Source organism: Aerophototrophica crusticola, from assembly GCF_012913305.1.
Taxonomy (GTDB): domain Bacteria; phylum Pseudomonadota; class Alphaproteobacteria; order Azospirillales; family Azospirillaceae; genus Niveispirillum; species Niveispirillum crusticola.
The window spans coordinates 888771-903040 of record NZ_CP051775.1 but is presented as its reverse complement, the minus strand read 5'-3'; the positions used below and the strand labels follow the sequence as shown (position 1 = coordinate 903040).

17 protein-coding genes are annotated in these 14270 nt (G+C 69.8%); 11 read left to right on the top strand and 6 right to left on the bottom strand.

Annotated features, from left to right (window positions below):
* Window positions 1-18: 18 nt before the first annotated feature.
* The 8 genes from HHL28_RS04420 to HHL28_RS04385 all read left to right on the top strand — a co-directional run bounded on the left by HHL28_RS04420 (window position 19) and on the right by HHL28_RS04385 (window position 5085).
* Window positions 19-501: a hypothetical protein gene (locus HHL28_RS04420; protein WP_075770059.1), complete on the top strand. Its 483-nt coding sequence runs from the start codon at window positions 19-21 to the stop codon at window positions 499-501.
* A gap of 642 nt (window positions 502-1143) precedes the next feature.
* Complete coding sequence (locus HHL28_RS04415; protein ID WP_075770058.1) at window positions 1144-1683, top strand: DUF2589 domain-containing protein; 540 nt, start codon at window positions 1144-1146, stop codon at window positions 1681-1683.
* 27 nt (window positions 1684-1710) lie between these two features.
* Window positions 1711-2328 carry a DUF2589 domain-containing protein gene (locus HHL28_RS04410; protein WP_404326491.1) on the top strand — a complete coding sequence of 206 codons (618 nt, stop codon included), beginning with the start codon at window positions 1711-1713 and terminating at the stop codon, window positions 2326-2328.
* Window positions 2329-2416: 88 nt separating this feature from the next.
* Window positions 2417-2671 (top strand): hypothetical protein, encoded by a 255-nt coding sequence (locus HHL28_RS04405; protein WP_075770056.1) that lies wholly within the window; start codon window positions 2417-2419, stop codon window positions 2669-2671.
* Between the two features lie 27 nt (window positions 2672-2698).
* Entirely contained in the window at window positions 2699-3214 is a 516-nt protein-coding gene (locus HHL28_RS04400; RefSeq protein ID WP_075770055.1) for a hypothetical protein, read from the top strand.
* Window positions 3186-3449, top strand: a complete 264-nt coding sequence (locus tag HHL28_RS04395) for a hypothetical protein (RefSeq protein ID WP_075770054.1) — start codon at window positions 3186-3188, stop codon at window positions 3447-3449. The genes HHL28_RS04400 and HHL28_RS04395 overlap by 29 nt, the downstream gene beginning before the upstream one ends.
* Window positions 3450-3487: 38 nt before the next feature.
* Window positions 3488-4249 (top strand): hypothetical protein, encoded by a 762-nt coding sequence (locus HHL28_RS04390; RefSeq protein WP_169654768.1) that lies wholly within the window; start codon window positions 3488-3490, stop codon window positions 4247-4249.
* 233 nt (window positions 4250-4482) lie between these two features.
* The gene (locus tag HHL28_RS04385) at window positions 4483-5085 is read left to right on the top strand and encodes a class I SAM-dependent methyltransferase (protein WP_075770052.1); all 603 of its coding nucleotides are present in this window, start codon (window positions 4483-4485) and stop codon (window positions 5083-5085) included.
* A 64-nt stretch (window positions 5086-5149) separates the two neighbouring features.
* On the opposite strand, the gene HHL28_RS04380 is transcribed toward HHL28_RS04385, so the two are convergent.
* Window positions 5150-5911, bottom strand: coding sequence for an SDR family NAD(P)-dependent oxidoreductase (locus HHL28_RS04380; protein WP_075770051.1), 762 nt, complete (start codon window positions 5909-5911; stop codon window positions 5150-5152).
* Between the two features lie 157 nt (window positions 5912-6068).
* Between HHL28_RS04380 and HHL28_RS04375 the strand changes: the two genes are divergently transcribed.
* Together HHL28_RS04375 and gmk are read left to right on the top strand one after the other, a co-directional pair.
* The gene (locus HHL28_RS04375) at window positions 6069-6947 is read left to right on the top strand and encodes a YicC/YloC family endoribonuclease (RefSeq protein WP_075770133.1); all 879 of its coding nucleotides are present in this window, start codon (window positions 6069-6071) and stop codon (window positions 6945-6947) included.
* A gap of 58 nt (window positions 6948-7005) precedes the next feature.
* Window positions 7006-7680 (top strand): guanylate kinase, encoded by a 675-nt coding sequence (gmk, locus tag HHL28_RS04370; RefSeq protein WP_075770050.1) that lies wholly within the window; start codon window positions 7006-7008, stop codon window positions 7678-7680.
* Window positions 7681-7729: 49 nt separating this feature from the next.
* Here the strand turns inward: gmk and HHL28_RS04365 are convergent, their stop codons facing one another.
* Window positions 7730-8785: a glycosyltransferase family 4 protein gene (locus HHL28_RS04365; RefSeq protein WP_075770049.1), complete on the bottom strand. Its 1056-nt coding sequence runs from the start codon at window positions 8783-8785 to the stop codon at window positions 7730-7732.
* Window positions 8786-9055: 270 nt separating this feature from the next.
* Here HHL28_RS04365 and HHL28_RS04360 point away from each other — a divergent pair, with 270 nt between their 5' ends.
* Complete coding sequence (locus HHL28_RS04360; RefSeq protein WP_075770048.1) at window positions 9056-9706, top strand: LysE family translocator; 651 nt, start codon at window positions 9056-9058, stop codon at window positions 9704-9706.
* A 203-nt stretch (window positions 9707-9909) separates the two neighbouring features.
* Here the strand turns inward: HHL28_RS04360 and rsmA are convergent, their stop codons facing one another.
* From rsmA to lptG, 4 genes are all read right to left on the bottom strand, one after another.
* Window positions 9910-10764 (bottom strand): 16S rRNA (adenine(1518)-N(6)/adenine(1519)-N(6))-dimethyltransferase RsmA, encoded by an 855-nt coding sequence (gene rsmA, locus HHL28_RS04355; RefSeq protein WP_075770047.1) that lies wholly within the window; start codon window positions 10762-10764, stop codon window positions 9910-9912.
* Between the two features lie 2 nt (window positions 10765-10766).
* Window positions 10767-11750: a 4-hydroxythreonine-4-phosphate dehydrogenase PdxA gene (pdxA, locus tag HHL28_RS04350; RefSeq protein ID WP_075770132.1), complete on the bottom strand. Its 984-nt coding sequence runs from the start codon at window positions 11748-11750 to the stop codon at window positions 10767-10769.
* 32 nt (window positions 11751-11782) lie between these two features.
* Window positions 11783-13057 (bottom strand): peptidylprolyl isomerase, encoded by a 1275-nt coding sequence (locus tag HHL28_RS04345; protein ID WP_075770046.1) that lies wholly within the window; start codon window positions 13055-13057, stop codon window positions 11783-11785.
* Window positions 13058-13147: 90 nt separating this feature from the next.
* Window positions 13148-14269 (bottom strand): LPS export ABC transporter permease LptG, encoded by a 1122-nt coding sequence (lptG, locus tag HHL28_RS04340; protein ID WP_075770045.1) that lies wholly within the window; start codon window positions 14267-14269, stop codon window positions 13148-13150.
* Window position 14270: the final 1 nt, after the last annotated feature.

Below are 14270 nucleotides of genomic sequence, written 5' to 3'. Positions count from 1 at the left end.
GACCCGTCACGTCGCCCCATGGACGATGCCGAGGAGCGCAGGGTGGATGCCGAGGAAATCCGGCGGCGCGGTGAGCTTCGGCGGTCCCATGCCGAACAGGACCGCATTTCCGCCGAACAGGACCGGGCCGAGGCCGAGCAGGCCAGGGCGGCGGCCTTCGCGCGGCTGGAGGCGGCTGAAGGAAGCCGCCTGATCGCCGAGGAGGGGCGGGTCACCGGCGAAACACAGCGCCTGGAAGCCGAAGACCAGCGCCGGTTCGCCGAGAGCGCGCGGCTTGCGGCGGAAGAGGCGCGCCAAGCCGAGGAGCGGGCGCGCATCATGGGCGAGGATGCCCGAAAGTCTGCCGAGGCGGCCCGGCTGTATGCCGAGCGCGCCCGTACCGACGCGGAAGAGGCCCGTGCGGCGGCTGACGAGCAGCGCCAACTGCTTGAGGAAATGCGGGCCACGGTGAGGCGGTACGAGGCCTTGCTGGACCGTGAGAACGGGCCGCGGCTCCAGTGACGGAGTGACGGCCCCTACCCGACAAGGCAAAGCAGGCCGCTGCTTGGGTATCCCTCTCTTGCCCAGGGATGCACGGGTCTTCCGGCGTAGACGACCCAGGATCGGGATCAGTGCGGCGCAAACCTACGGTCGGCCATTCCGGACTGGGTGTTCTCGAGACACGGATGAACACAGTCAATATTGATAGCCCCGGTTCACCGAAATGCGTTTACTCCTATCATAATCAGTAGGTTGCCTGATTTCTTAATAGCTCATTCATTTTTGTTATGTGTGGTCATCATTTTAAATCTGTTTTCATCTGTGTTCCCACCCGCCTCCGAAACCCATGCATCCAGTGCCGGTTGGGGTGTGGTGGGCAATTGGATATTGACGCACTCCTAAGAAGAACCACTTCGGCAACTTGGTGCGGTGCTTGGGCCTCTGGCGTCAGCCAGGAAGTTGCTCGCTTTGGCTGGTACAAGTGGTTGTCAAGCCGATAGCATCGCGCAACGAAAGATGAAAAGCGACGGATCACAGCATTGTCATATGCTTAATAAGGTTCTTTAAGTGCGCTCTTTTCGGCTTCTGACTTTCCATCGGTTATAGGCAGTGATAGAACTGCGTCCGCGGTAGTAACCCGTCCGGGACAGCAGGGGACGAGTCGTGGCCAACCTGGGACTGCATCACCTCATCCAGGCCATCGCCAACGCGGTGGCCGAGGCGCAGGACAAGATTCATCGTTTCCAGCTTTCGACGGTCAGCGACTATTTCGACGAGAACAACCGCCCCAAGGCGGTGGACGTCCGGATGCCATCCCTGTCGCCGGACGCCGAGGAGGGGGAGGAGCGGATCGTCCGCGTGCCCCTGCTGTCGCTGGTCGGGCCGCAACTGCTGTCCATCAAGGCGGCCGAGATCAATTTCGAGATCGGGCTGACCGGCATCGATGACGACGACCCGCCCAAGGGCGCGGGCGCGAAGGATGCCAAGGACGGCAAACCACAGGACAAGAGCGATTCCGGCGCCCCGGACGACGATGGGTCGGGCTGGCGGGGCGTCGGGCTGCAGCGCGTGCTCGGCGTCGATGTCGGCGGGAGCAGGAGCCGGGGGCCGGGCGCCATCGCCAAGGTCACCCTGAAGGTCGAGAGCCAGCCCCCGTCCGACGGGATGGCCAGGCTGATCCAGCAACTCGACAAATTGATCTGAATGCGGACTTAACCGGGAGTTTGAAGCATGGCAGCGATTGCTGATCAGTTCCGCGGCCTTCCCATGGGCGACCTCATCGGCGGTCCGCTGATGGCCGCCTGTGACGCCCAGGTGCGCCTGGCCACCGCCACGGCGAATTTCATCAAGGTGGTGGGCTTCAACCCGCCTGCCGACCCCAGCAAGGCCGACGCCAACGCCGTGGGCGATGTGCGGACCGTGTCCTTCAAGTTCAACCGCCCCTCCACCGCCGTGGCCACCGACCCGAACACGGCCCCGAGCATGGAGACGGTGGAGCTGGAGGTTCCGCTGCTGGCCGTGGTGAAGATCCCGTCCCTGGCGATCAACACCGTGGACATCACCTTCAACATGGAGGTGAAGAACAGCGAGACCACCACCGAGAAGAGCGCCAGCGAGGCCAAGGGCGAGCTGGAGGCCAAGTTCGGCTGGGGCCCCGTGTCCGGCAGCGTGAAGATCTCCGGCTCCGTCTCCAGCTCCAAGGAGACGCAGCGGCAGACCGACAGCTCCGCCAAGTACACGGTGATCGTGAAGGCCGAGGACAAGGGCATGCCCGAGGGCCTGGCCCGCGTGCTGGACATGATGAACCAGTCCATCGCGCCGAAGACCATCACCCCGCCGAAGACGTGATGGCCCATACCCCCGGGCCGGCGACGGCCCGGGGCCCCTTCCCCCTGGGCCTGTCCGGCCCGCTTCCGTCCGCCGAGGCAAGCGCACGATGTTCGACCTGACCGATGTCGGATTCGTCAAGCGCATCACCGTGGGCAGTACCAACCCGGAGAGGATGGCGACGGAGGAAGAGGTGCAGGCGGCGGCGGACCTGCTGAACCGCTGCCTGTCAGACTCGCCCAAGGGACGGATCATCGGGGTCGAGAAAAATTTCTCGATCCTGAACATCGGCGAGCACCAGGTCGTCTTGCAATGCGTTGTCTACCATGTGGGATTCCCGCGGAAGCCTTATTGGCTTGAATGAACCCTTCACTGGGAGCACCGCAGTCACATGGCGGCCATCAGCCTTGACGATCTGGTCCTCAGGCTGCAGACGGCGGCCGGCCTTGCCCAGGATGCCCTGTCGGCGTCCGAACGCGGCCGTGTCGTGCGCAACCTGCAGCTCAACGGGAACAGCGACGTCGAGGCGGAGACATGGAGCCTGAAGGTCGAGATCCCGGGACGGGGCGGGCAGCCCGCGCGGACGGTCCAGATCCCGTTCGCCTCGCTGCACACCCTGACCGAGACGCGGGTCACCGAGCTGCGGATCGAGACCACCGCCGTGGTGGAAGAGGTCCCCGCCCCCCAGCCGCCACGCCGGCCTGGGATGCTGGCCCCGCCGCCCGACCTGCGCCTGCGCATCGGCGTGCCGCCGCGCGCCGCCTCCAAGCTGCACAAGCTGGTCGTCACCATCTTCGGGCCCCGCTTCGAGCAGGCGGAGGTGCGGCTGAATGACCGCCTTCTCCGCGTCTTCGGGATCAAGCCTGCTGGCCGGGCTGATGGGGCGGCTCCGCCCGCCGAGGAATGAGGGGATCCTGCTGTCCCTGAGCCGGGAGGAGCAGGATACCCTGCGCGCCATCCTGGCCGAATCCGCCGCCGAGGAACCGCCACCGCCGCCGGCCCGCCCGCCCCTGTGGCCGAAGCTGCTGGCCGCCGGCCTGTCCCTTGCCATCCCCCTGGCGCTGGTCCTGTCCCTGCCCGAGGCGCGCGACGCGATCCTGGGAGCGGTCATGCGCGCCCTGGCGGTGCTGGCGAACCCATGAACAACGGGCCGAGAACGGCCGAATGCGAGGGGAGAAACATGAGGATCGGACATGGGCGCGGCCTTGCGGGCCGCATGCTGTTGGCTGGCCTGGCGAGCCTGGGCATCCCCGCCCTGTGCGCGGCGGGGGCCGCCGACCTGGCCGGGCGCTGGTCGGGCACGACGGACCAGGACGGGCGGCCGGTGCCCGTGGTGCTGGAACTGGCAGCCGCCCAGCCGGGGCGGGCGGCGGGGGAGGTCCGGTTCGGCCAGCCCTACCAGTGCAAGCTCCCCCTCACACTGGCGGCGGCGGAGGGCGGGGCGACCCGCTTCGCCCTTGGAAGCTCCAACGGGGGCAAGTGCGCCCCGTATGCCCTGGGGAGCCTGACCGCCACCGCCGGGACGGGCGGGGCGCTGCAGGTGGCCCTGGCGCAGGTGAACGGCAAGCCGGGTCCCGTGGCGACGCTCACCGCCGGCGACGGCACCGCCTCCACCGCCGCCGTGGCGGGGACCTACAAGGGCAGCTACCGCAAGCAGAACGGCGCCACCATCCCCTTCACCCTGACGGTGAAGCCCGCGGGATTGGGCAAGCCGGCCGGGACCGTGGAGTTCGCCGCGCCCGAGTCCTGCCGCAACGAGCTGGAATTCTCCGGCCCCGCGGCATCCGGCGCGCTGGTGCTGACGCCGACCAACAGCAATGGCGGGCCCTGCGGCACTTATACGCTGGGCACGCTGGCGCTGTCCGGGAGCGCGGCGGGGCTGCGGGCGGTGATGACCCGGCAGGACCGGAGCCAGGCCTTCGACACCACCGTCAGCCCCTGACCCGGGACGCCCCGCGACCGGGGCTTCGTGGCGGGATTCCCCGGGGCGTGGCAGGTGGTACCCTTCCCGGTACTTCCAATGCGCTTGCGGGGAACCCGGACGCGGGGTTAGGGGTTTGGCGACAGGGCCCGTATGCAGACCGTGCGCCAGCCCCGACGATTGCAAAGCTGCCGCCCGCGTGCCATTTCTCCCGTCACCCGTTTTCGCAACCGACACCAGGGACGAAACCCCCGATGCCGCTTGACCGCGCCGAGGCCACCTCCACCACCAGGAAGGCCCCCCACCCCGCCTGGCTGTTCTTCAAGCGCTGGATGGCCAACCCCCTTGCCATGGCGTCGATCACGCCTTCGTCCCCCGCCCTGTCCAACCTGATCGCCAGCAAGGTCCGCCGCGACCCGGATGAGATCGTGGTGGAGTTCGGCGGCGGCACGGGCGCCATCACCAAGGCGCTGTTGGAAAACGGCGTGCCGCCGTCGCGCCTGTACACCATCGAGCTGGACCCGGAGCTGGCCGCCTACCTGCGCCAGCACTTCCCCGAGGTCAACGTGATCGAGGGCAACGTCACCGACGTGCAGAAGCTGATCCCCAGCCAGTTCATCGGCAAGGTCGGCACCGTCGTCGTGGGCATCCCCATGATCCTGATCCCGGTGGACGCCCAGCGGAAGATCGTGGAAGAGATCTTCAAGGTCATGCCGGAGGGGCGGCAGTTCCTGGCCTATACCTATTCCGCCCGCTCGCCCCTGAAGCGCAAGCCGCTGGGGCTGCATGGCCGCCGGGTGGGCTTCACCATGGCCAACATCCCGCCGGCCAGCGTGTGGGGCTATACCAAGGCCTGAGTCGGGTCACACGGGTTGCGGATGGCGCCGGGAAGGGGTCCTTCCCGGCGTTTCCGTTTGGGCCTCAGCCCTTCCGGGGCAGCGCGGCCAGGAAAGGGTCGATGAGCAGGGGCGGCAGGGTGCCGAGCAGCCAGCTCACCAGGTAGGTGCCGAAGGGGAAGGCGATGCGGGCGCGGTCGCGCTCCAGCCCCCGCCGGATGATCCGGGCGGCGCGGTCCGCGTCCATCAGGAAGGGCATGGGGAAGCGGTTCACGTCCGTCATGGGCGTGCGGACGAAGCCCGGGCAGATGACGCTGACGCCCACGCCATGGGGGGCGAGGTCGGCGCGCAACGCCTCCCCATACACCCGCACCGCGGCCTTGGAGGCGCAATAGGCCGGGGCGCCGGGCAGGCCGCGGAAGCCGGCGAGGGATGCCATGAGGCCGAGTTGCCCCCGCCGCCGCGCCTGCATGCGGGGGATAAGGGGGTGGATGGTGTTCATCACGCCGTCCAAGTTGGTGGCGAAGACGGCCCTCGCCTGGGCCTCCGTCTCCACCCCGCCGCCGGTGCCGGCGGAGATGCCCGCGTTGGCGAGGACGAGGTCGATGGGGCCTGAATCGTCCTGGGCCAGCAACCATGCTGCCAGGGCGTCGCGGTCGGTGACGTCGGTGGTGGTCGTCTCCACCGCCGCCCCCTGCCCCGCGCAGTCGGCAGCCACGGCGGCAAGGCGGGCGGGGTCGCGGCCGGTGAGGAGCAGGCGGGTGCCCGGGGCGGCATAGAGCCGGGCCAGGGCGGCGCCGATGCCGCTGGACCCGCCGGTGATCAGGATGCAGCGCGGGTCGCGCATGAGTGGCTCCTTCCCGGCCTGCACGGGCAAAGGGATCGGCAGTTGTTGCGGGGTGGGCAACGGGTCTATAAACCCCCACCCCTTCCCCCTTGATTAGCCCGAGAGTCCGGTGACCGCCAGCAAGACGACCAGCGCCGGCAAGGCCGCCATCGCCAGCATGACCGGCTTCGCCCGCGCCGACGGCGCGAATGGTGCCGCTTCGTGGACCGTGGAGGTCAAGAGCGTCAACGGCAAGTCCCTGGACGTGCGCTGCCGTTTCCCGTCCGGCCTGGACGCGGTGGAGGCCTTCGCCCGGGCCGAGGCCATGAGGGTGCTGAAGCGGGGCAACGTGAACATCGGGCTGAGCCTGACCCGCACGGCCAGGCAGTCGCCCCTGCGGCTGAACCGGGAACTGCTGGCCCAGGTTATCGAGTTGGCCCGGGAGATCGAGGGCGCCGGGGCCGAGCGGCCCCGCATCGACGCCCTGCTGTCCGTCCGCGGCATCATCGAGACGGTGGAGGAGGATGGCGGCGGCGACGCGGAAGGGGAGCGCGCCGAGCTTGAGGCCGCCCTGACCCGGTCCGTGGCGGAGATGCTGGGCAAGCTGGCCCAGGCGCGCCTGGACGAGGGCCGGCACCTGGCCGCCGTGCTGTCCGGCCACCTGGGCACCATCGCGTCCCTGACCGAGGCGGCGGCGCGGACCGCCAGCCTGCAACCCGATGCCCTGCGCGCCAAGTTGAAGGCGCAGCTTGCCCAGTTGCTGGAGGCCGTGCCCAGCCTGCCGGAGGAGCGGCTGGCCCAGGAGGCCGCCCTGCTGATCGCCAAGGCCGACGTGCGGGAGGAGCTGGACCGGCTGCGCGCCCACATCGCCCAGGCCCACGCGCTGCTGGCGGAAGGTGGCGCCGTGGGACGGCGGCTGGACTTCCTGTGCCAGGAGTTCAACCGGGAGGCCAACACCCTGTGCTCCAAGTCCGCCGACGTGGAGCTGACCCGCATCGGCCTGGACCTGAAGGCCACCATCGAGCAGTTCCGGGAGCAGGTGCAGAACATCGAGTGACGTTCCGCCAGCCCGGCCTATATCCCCGCGTACACCCGAACCCCGTCGAGTCCGACCCATGCCCACCGCTTCCGACGCCAACGCCACCACCGCGGGCCTGCCCGGCGACATCCGCCGCCGCGGGCTGATGCTTGTCCTGTCCTCCCCCTCCGGGGCGGGGAAGACCACCATTTCCCGCCGGATGCTGGAGTCGGACGGCAACCTGTCCATGTCCGTGTCGGTGACCACCCGGGCCAAGCGGCCGGGGGAGGTGCATGGCAAGGACTATTTCTTCATCGACCCCACCGAGTTCAACCTGATGGTCAACCGGCGGGAGCTGCTGGAGCATGCCAAGGTCTTCGGCAACTATTACGGCACGCCCAAGGGGGCGGTGGAAGAGGCGCTGAGGGCCGGCAAGGACGTGCTGTTCGACATCGACTGGCAGGGTACCCAGCAGCTTGCCGAGTCCGCCCGGGACGATCTGGTCAGCATCTTCATCCTGCCGCCGGGCGCGCGGGAGCTGGAGCGCCGCCTGACCACCCGCGCCCAGGACAGCGCCGCCGAGATCGCCAAGCGCATGGCCAAGGCCAATGACGAGATGAGCCACTGGTCGGAATACGACTATGTCATCGTCAACCGCGACCTGGATGAGTCCGTCACCGCGGTGCGCAGCATCCTGCAGGCCGAGCGGCTGAAGCGCCGCCGTCAGGTGGGGCTGAGCGACTTCGTGCGGGGCTTGCAGGCGGGGTTGTAGGCCCCACCCGCTGCCGGCTTGGATGAGCCTCAAGCGCTTGCGGGCTGCCTTAAGGGGCCAGGGCCAGCCCCGCCCGCTCCAAGCGGGAGCGGTACAGGGCGATGTAGTCGGCGGCCATCCGCTTGGCGCTGAAGCGTTCCTCGAAGCGGCGGCGGATGGTGGCGCGGTCCAGCCGGTCCAGGCGGCCCACTGCGGCCACCGCCTCTTCGAAGCTGTCGACGACGAAGCCGGTGACGCCGTCCTCCACCACCTCGGGTGCCGCGCCGCGGCGGTAGGCGATCACCGGGGTGCCGGTGGCCATGGCCTCGATCATCACAAGGCCGAAGGGTTCTTCCCAGGCGATGGGGAACAGCAGGGCCTTGGCGCTGCCCAGCAGGCCGTCCTTGCGGCGGTCGTCCAGTTCGCCCAGGTAGCGGACGCCGGGGCCGGCAAGGTGTGGCGCCACGGACTGGACGAAATAGGGGTCCTGCGGGTGCTCCGGCGGGCCGGCCAGGAACAGGGTGTGGCCCGTGGCCTGGGCGATGCGGATGGCCTCATGCGGCTGTTTGGTCGCGGACAGGCGGCCGAGGAAGGCCAGGTGCCCTTCCGGCCGGGGGCTGAAGCGGTACAGGTCCGCGGGGATGCCATGGTAGATGGTGCCGGCCCAATGCCCCTCCGGATAGGGGTGGCGCTGGCATTCGGAGATGGAGACCAGGGGCATGTCCGGCATGGCGCGGAAGGCGGCCGTGGTGTCCGGCCATTCCAGCGACATGTGCAGGGTCGTCACCGTCCGCGCCGACCTGTCCTGGAAGCCAAGGGCACTGAACCCGCTGTCATGAAGGTGGAGGATGTCGAAATCCGCCATCCGGCGCCGGACTTCCGCGAGGTGGGCGATGCAGACGGGCAGCGGGTCGGGGCTGCCCTGGGCGGCGAGGCAGGTGGGCCGGACGGACACCAGCCGCGCCGTGGTGACGCTGTCGCCACTGGCAAACAACGTCACCTCCTGTCCCGCTTCCACCAAGGCCTCAGTCAGGTAGGAGATCATCCGCTCCGTCCCGCCATAGAGGGTCGGCGGGACGGGGTAGAGGATCGGGGCGACCTGGGCGATACGCAGCGGACGGGGCATCTCGGCATCCCGGGATCAGGAGGGGTAGCCGAGTTTAGCCGACGCAAGCCCAAAGTCATATGACATCTGGTTCTTCTGCCGGAACGACATCGCGGGCCCGGTAGCCCGGCGTGGGCCCCACCTGCCCCACCCCATCGCAGGCCATGCTGGTGGCCCCGGAGCCGCGCCGTCAGGGGCCGTTGGAGGGGCCGCCCTGCCCGTGCAGCTTGGCGGCGCGCCGGCTGGCTTTCGGCTGGGCAATGGACCCGTCTTGCCGTTAGTCTGGTCGCCATGCCAGACCTGACCCAACTTGCCCTGTATTTCGCCGCGGCCCTGGTCCTTGCCGTCACGCCCGGGCCGGGGATCTTCTATGTCGCCGCCCGCACGCTGGCCGGCGGCCGGGCGGAGGGCTTGGCATCCAGCTTCGGCACGGGGTTGGGCGGCATGGCCCATGTGCTGGCAGGGAGCCTGGGCGTGTCCGCCATCGTGCTGGCCAGCGCGGAGCTGTTCACCGGCCTGAAGCTGGCCGGTGCCGCCTATCTGGTCTGGATCGGCATCCGCACCTTCCGCTCCGCCCGCCGGGAAGCTGCGACGGCGTTGGAGGGGGGCACGGCAGCCCCGCCGATGGGGCCGCGCCGGGCCTTCCGGGAAGGGGTGCTGGTGGAGGCGCTGAACCCCAAGACTGCCGCCTTCTTCCTGGCCTTCGTCCCGCAGTTCCTTGATCCGGCCGCAGGCCCCGTGGCCGTGCAGTTCGTGGTGCTGGGCACGATTTCCGTGGTGCTGAACACCCTGGCGGACATGGTCGTCGCCTACGGTGCCAGCGGCATCCGGGAGGGCGCTGCCGCCCGGCCCGGGCTGGTCCGCCGGTTGCGGGAAGGGTCCGGGGCGGCGATGGTGGCCTTGGGTGTCGGCTTGGCCCTGGCGCGGCGGCCGGGGGTTTGAGCACCAGTCCCCCCGGTTAGGCTCCGCCTCGGGTTCGGCCCCATCGGCACCAAATTGATCCGCATCGAAAAATTTTCGTGCATCCCCCGCGCAGGCGGGGGTCCACGGATTTTCCAACCACGGGAATGGCACACCGCGGGTCAAGAACTGTGGGCCCCCGCCTGCGCGGGGAAGCGGTCGTGCCTGTCAGAGCCGGCTTGGCCTTAACTTGGCGCCGATGGGTGTGAGCCCTGTTTCCACGCCTTCGCCAGCGCCACGAACCCGGCCACGTCCACCTCCTCCGCCCGCCAGGTGGGCTGGATGCCGACGGAGAGCAGGAGGGGTTCGGGGGTGCCCAGGAGGGATTTCAGGCTGGCGCGGAGCATCTTGCGGCGTTGGCCGAAGGCGGCGGCGACCAGGGATTCCATGGTGGCGAAGTCGGGGTCGTCGGCGGGGCGGGTCCGGGGGGACAGGCGGATGACGGCGCTGTCCACCTTGGGCGGCGGGGTGAAGGCGCGGGCGGGCAGGTCGAACAGGGTGCGGCACTCCGCCAGCCACTGGCACATGACGGCGAGGCGGCCATAGGCCGGCGTGCGGGGGCGGGCGACGATGCGGTCCGCCACCTCCTTCTGGAACATCAGGGCCAGGAAGCGGTAGCGGTCGATGTGCTTCAGCCAGCCCAGCAGCAGGGGCGTGCCCACATTGTAGGGCAGGTTGGAGACGACGGCGCGCGGCTCCGCCACCAGCTCCGCCGCGTCCACCTGGAGCGCGTCGGCTTCCACCAGGCGCAGGCGGCCGGCGCTGGCCTGGACCAGCTCCTCCAGTGCGGCGGCGAAGCGGCGGTCGCGCTCCACGGCCACCACCTCCCGCGCCGGGCTTTCCACCAGGGCGCGGGTCAGGCCGCCGGGGCCCGGGCCCACCTCCACCACGGCGACGCCGATGAAGTCCCCGGCCTCCCGCACGATGCGGCGGGTGACGTTGAGGTCGAGCAGGAAATGCTGGCCGAAGGCCTTCTTGGCGCCGAGGTCATGCTTGGCGATGACATCGCGCAGGGGCGGCAGGTGGGAGAGGTCGGTCACGGTCAGGCTGGTGAGGCGCGGCGGGCGGCGATGCGCGCGGCGGTGTGGAGGGCGGCGATGAGGCTGGAGGCGCTGGCCTGGCCGGTGCCGGCGATGCCCAGGGCGGTGCCATGGTCCGGCGAGGTGCGGACGAAGGGCAACCCCAGGGTGACGTTGACCCCGGTGTCGAAGTCCAGCGTCTTCAGCGGGATCAGGCCCTGGTCGTGGTACATGCAGACCACCGCGTCATAGCGGCTGCGGGCCCCGGCATGGAACAGGGTGTCGGCCGGGTGGGGGCCGGAGGCGTCGATCCCCTCCCCCACCAGCGCCGCCACGGCGGGGGCGATCAGCTCGATCTCCTCCCGCCCCATGCTGCCGGCTTCCCCCGCGTGGGGGTTGAGGGCGGCGACGGCGAGGCGGGGGTGGGCGATGCCGAAATCGGCCTTCAGGGCGGCGTTGGTGACGCGGGCGACGTGGAGGATGGCGTCAGCCGTCAGCACGTCCGGCACCCGGGCCAGGGCGACATGGATGGTGGCGAGGACGACGCGCAGGCCACCCCCTTCCAGCAGCATGACCGTGCCATCGTCGGGCAGACCGGCCAGGTGGGCCAGGTACTCGGTATGGCCGGGCCAGCGGAAGCCGGCCTGGTACAGGCTGCTCTTCTGGATCGGGTTGGTGACCACCGCCGCCACCTGCCCCGCCTGGGCCAGGGCGACGGCCCGGTCGATGCTGTCGATGACGGCGCGGCCGTTGGCCGGGTCCGGCTTGCCCGGCGCGGCGGGCACGGCCAGCGGTACGGGCAGCACGGGCAGGGCGTCGGCGAAGCGGCCCGCCCCCTCCCCCACGGCGGCGATTTCCGCCACCGGCACGTCCCAGCCCAGGGACGCGGCGAGGGCGCGGATGCGGGCCGGGTCGTCCAGCAGGACGAAGGGCGGCAGGTCCCGTTCACCCCGCGCCAGCCACGCCTTCAACGCGATCTCCCCGCCGATGCCGGCGGGCTCACCCATCGTCAGGGCGAGGGGGAGGCCGCGCCCGGTGATCACAGCCGGGTCTGGATGTCGGCGTCGCGGCGCAGGTCGCGCAGGTAGCGGCGCTGCTGGTTGTCCAGCCGCTCCAGGAACAGGGCGTTGCGCACCTGGTCCACGGGCGGGGTGCTGCCCTCCGGCACGACGCGGTCGCAGACCATCAGGATCATGACGCCGCGGTCGGTCACCAGCGGCTGGGTGGGGGTACCCACGCCCAGGGGGGCGATCAGGCCGCGGAGCTGCTCCGGGATGTCGCCCATGCGGGTCAGGGGCAGGTTGAAGAGCTGGGCGCCCTGGATGCGCTGGCTGGCCTGCTCCAGCGCCGGGCAGCTCGCCGCCTCCTGCACCACCTGCTTGGCCTGGTTGAACTGCGGGGTCGGGTCCTGCCCCTCCGCGGCGGGCAGGATAAACTGGCGGATGCTGACCTGGATGTTGTTGGGGTCGCCGGCCGCCACGGTGCGCTGCTCCCGCAGCCACAGGATGTGGTAGCCGCTGGCACCGCGGATGGGGCGGGAGAACTGGCCGGGGCGGAGCTGCTGCAACGCCCGGTCCAGGTTTTCCTCTAACTGGCCCTGCTGGATCCAGGACAGGTCGCCGCCGGCGGCGGCACCCGAGCTTTGCGAGAACTGCTGGGCCACGGCGGCGAAGGGCGCGCCCTGGCCGATGCGGTCCACCAGCTGCTCCGCGAGCTGGGCCACTTGGCGCTCGTCGTTGGCCTTGTCCACGGACAGGAAGATCTCGGAGACCAGGTACTCCGGCTTGCCGGCGTTGGCCTTGAGCCGCTCGATATAGCCGTTCACCTCATCGTCCGACACTTGGACGCTGGGGCGGATCATGCGCTGCACCAGCTTGCCCCAGGCCACGTGGGCGATGGTCTGCTGGCGCATGGTGTTGAAGGGGATGCCCGCCTGGGCCAGGGCCTGCTTGAACTGGTCCAGGGACATGCGGTTGCGCTGGGCGAGGTCCGCCATCTCCTGGTCCAGCTCGTCCGCCGTGACCTGGATGTTGCGCTTGCGCGCCTCCTGCACCTGCAACGTCTCATCGATCAGCAGGCGCAGCACCTGGGGCAGCAGCCGCTGCCGCGTCTCCACATTGTCCGGCAGGCCCGAGGACGCGACGGCCAGCTGCAGCCGGCCCATCACGTCGGACATGGTGATGGCCTCCTCGTTCACGATGGCGGCGATCCGGCCCGCCTCCTGCGCCGAGGCGACAGGCACCGCCACCGGCAGGGCCGCGATGGAGAAGGCGGCGGTCAGGCCGAACAGGGTGCTCCGGAGGAGGCGCTTCATGATGGCTCTGGTCACTGTAGGAGACGACATGGGACGTCGGGGTGGCGGTGTTATAGAGGGTATCGGCCCACAAGGCAAAGCGCGGGAGGGTCAGCCATCCTCCATATGGAGAAGGGCCGCGATCCCGAGCATCACCGTGATGCCCGCGGGCGCCCAGGCGGCCAGCGGCACCGGCACCGCGCCGGATACCCCCAGCGCCCTGACGATGTCACGCAGCACGAACAGCACCAGCGTGGTGGCGAGCCCGGCGGCGACCAGCCCCAGCACCCCGCCGCGGCGGGACTGGCGCAGGGCGAAGGCGGCGGCCAGCAGCACCATGGCGGCGAAGAACACCGGCAGGGCCAGCAGGGAGTGCCAGTAGAGCCGGTGGCGGATGGAGGACAGTCCCGTCGCCTCCAGCATGTCGATGAAGCGCGGCAGCTCCCAGAAGGACAGGGTGTCCGGGCTGGCGAAGCTCTCCTGGATGCGCTGCTCCGTCAGCTCCGTCGGCAGGCGGTAGCGGGCCAGGAACTCCGGCGGGCGGCCGGGGCGGTTGTACCAGACCTCCCGCAGGTCCCAGTAGCCTTCCTTCAGCACGGCAGTGGCCGCGTCCAGCCGTCCGGCGGTCTGCGGCGCGCCGGAAGGCCCGGCCGGGGCGCCCGGGGGCGCGTCCAGCAGGACCATGACCTTGCGCAGTTCCAGCGTGCCGGGCACCACCGATTCCGCATGGATCAGGTAGGACAGATCCTCCCCCGGCTGGCGCAGCCACAGGCCGGACTTGGCCACGTCGAGGGAGGAGGTCTGGCCGCGCAGGTAACGGTTCTCCATCTGCTCATACCGCGACAGCATGGCGGAGAAGATGGGGTTCAGTACGGTGATGAGCAGGATGCCCACCCCGATGGCGGTCAGCATGACCGGGGCCATGAACTGCCAGACGGAGATGCCGCTGGCCCGGGCCACCACCAGCTCCTGCGTACGCGTAAGGCGCCAGAAGGTGTAGAGGCCGCCGAACAGGATGACGAAGGGGAAGACCTGCTGCCCGATCTCCGGCAGCTTCAGCAGGCCCATGCCGATGACCACCTCGAAGGTGGCGTCGGGCTTGGTGGCGGCGCGGCGGAGGAGTTCCACCGTGTCCAGCAGGTAGATGATGGCCAGCATCACCCCCAGCACCGCCAGGAACCAGAGCAGGAACTGGCGGCCGATATAGGCAGACAGGGTCGGGGAAAGGCGCATG

Excerpts from the sequence above, each read along its gene's own strand:
- HHL28_RS04360 (WP_075770048.1), top strand. The coding sequence starts at position 9,056 with ATGCCAGACCTGACCCAACTTGCCCTGTATTTCGCCGCGGCCCTGGTC.
- HHL28_RS04410 (WP_404326491.1), top strand. The coding sequence starts at position 1,711 with ATGGCAGCGATTGCTGATCAGTTCCGCGGCCTTCCCATGGGCGACCTC.
- pdxA (WP_075770132.1), bottom strand. The coding sequence starts at position 11,750 with ATGGGTGAGCCCGCCGGCATCGGCGGGGAGATCGCGTTGAAGGCGTGG.
- gmk (WP_075770050.1), top strand. The coding sequence starts at position 7,006 with ATGCCCACCGCTTCCGACGCCAACGCCACCACCGCGGGCCTGCCCGGC.
- HHL28_RS04345 (WP_075770046.1), bottom strand. The coding sequence starts at position 13,057 with ATGAAGCGCCTCCTCCGGAGCACCCTGTTCGGCCTGACCGCCGCCTTC.
- HHL28_RS04400 (WP_075770055.1), top strand. The coding sequence starts at position 2,699 with ATGGCGGCCATCAGCCTTGACGATCTGGTCCTCAGGCTGCAGACGGCG.
- HHL28_RS04365 (WP_075770049.1), bottom strand. The coding sequence starts at position 8,785 with ATGCCCCGTCCGCTGCGTATCGCCCAGGTCGCCCCGATCCTCTACCCC.
- HHL28_RS04375 (WP_075770133.1), top strand. The coding sequence starts at position 6,069 with ATGACCGGCTTCGCCCGCGCCGACGGCGCGAATGGTGCCGCTTCGTGG.
- HHL28_RS04385 (WP_075770052.1), top strand. The coding sequence starts at position 4,483 with ATGCCGCTTGACCGCGCCGAGGCCACCTCCACCACCAGGAAGGCCCCC.
- lptG (WP_075770045.1), bottom strand. The coding sequence starts at position 14,269 with ATGCGCCTTTCCCCGACCCTGTCTGCCTATATCGGCCGCCAGTTCCTG.
- HHL28_RS04395 (WP_075770054.1), top strand. The coding sequence starts at position 3,186 with ATGGGGCGGCTCCGCCCGCCGAGGAATGAGGGGATCCTGCTGTCCCTG.
- HHL28_RS04405 (WP_075770056.1), top strand. The coding sequence starts at position 2,417 with ATGTTCGACCTGACCGATGTCGGATTCGTCAAGCGCATCACCGTGGGC.
- HHL28_RS04420 (WP_075770059.1), top strand. The coding sequence starts at position 19 with ATGGACGATGCCGAGGAGCGCAGGGTGGATGCCGAGGAAATCCGGCGG.
- HHL28_RS04380 (WP_075770051.1), bottom strand. The coding sequence starts at position 5,911 with ATGCGCGACCCGCGCTGCATCCTGATCACCGGCGGGTCCAGCGGCATC.
- HHL28_RS04390 (WP_169654768.1), top strand. The coding sequence starts at position 3,488 with ATGAGGATCGGACATGGGCGCGGCCTTGCGGGCCGCATGCTGTTGGCT.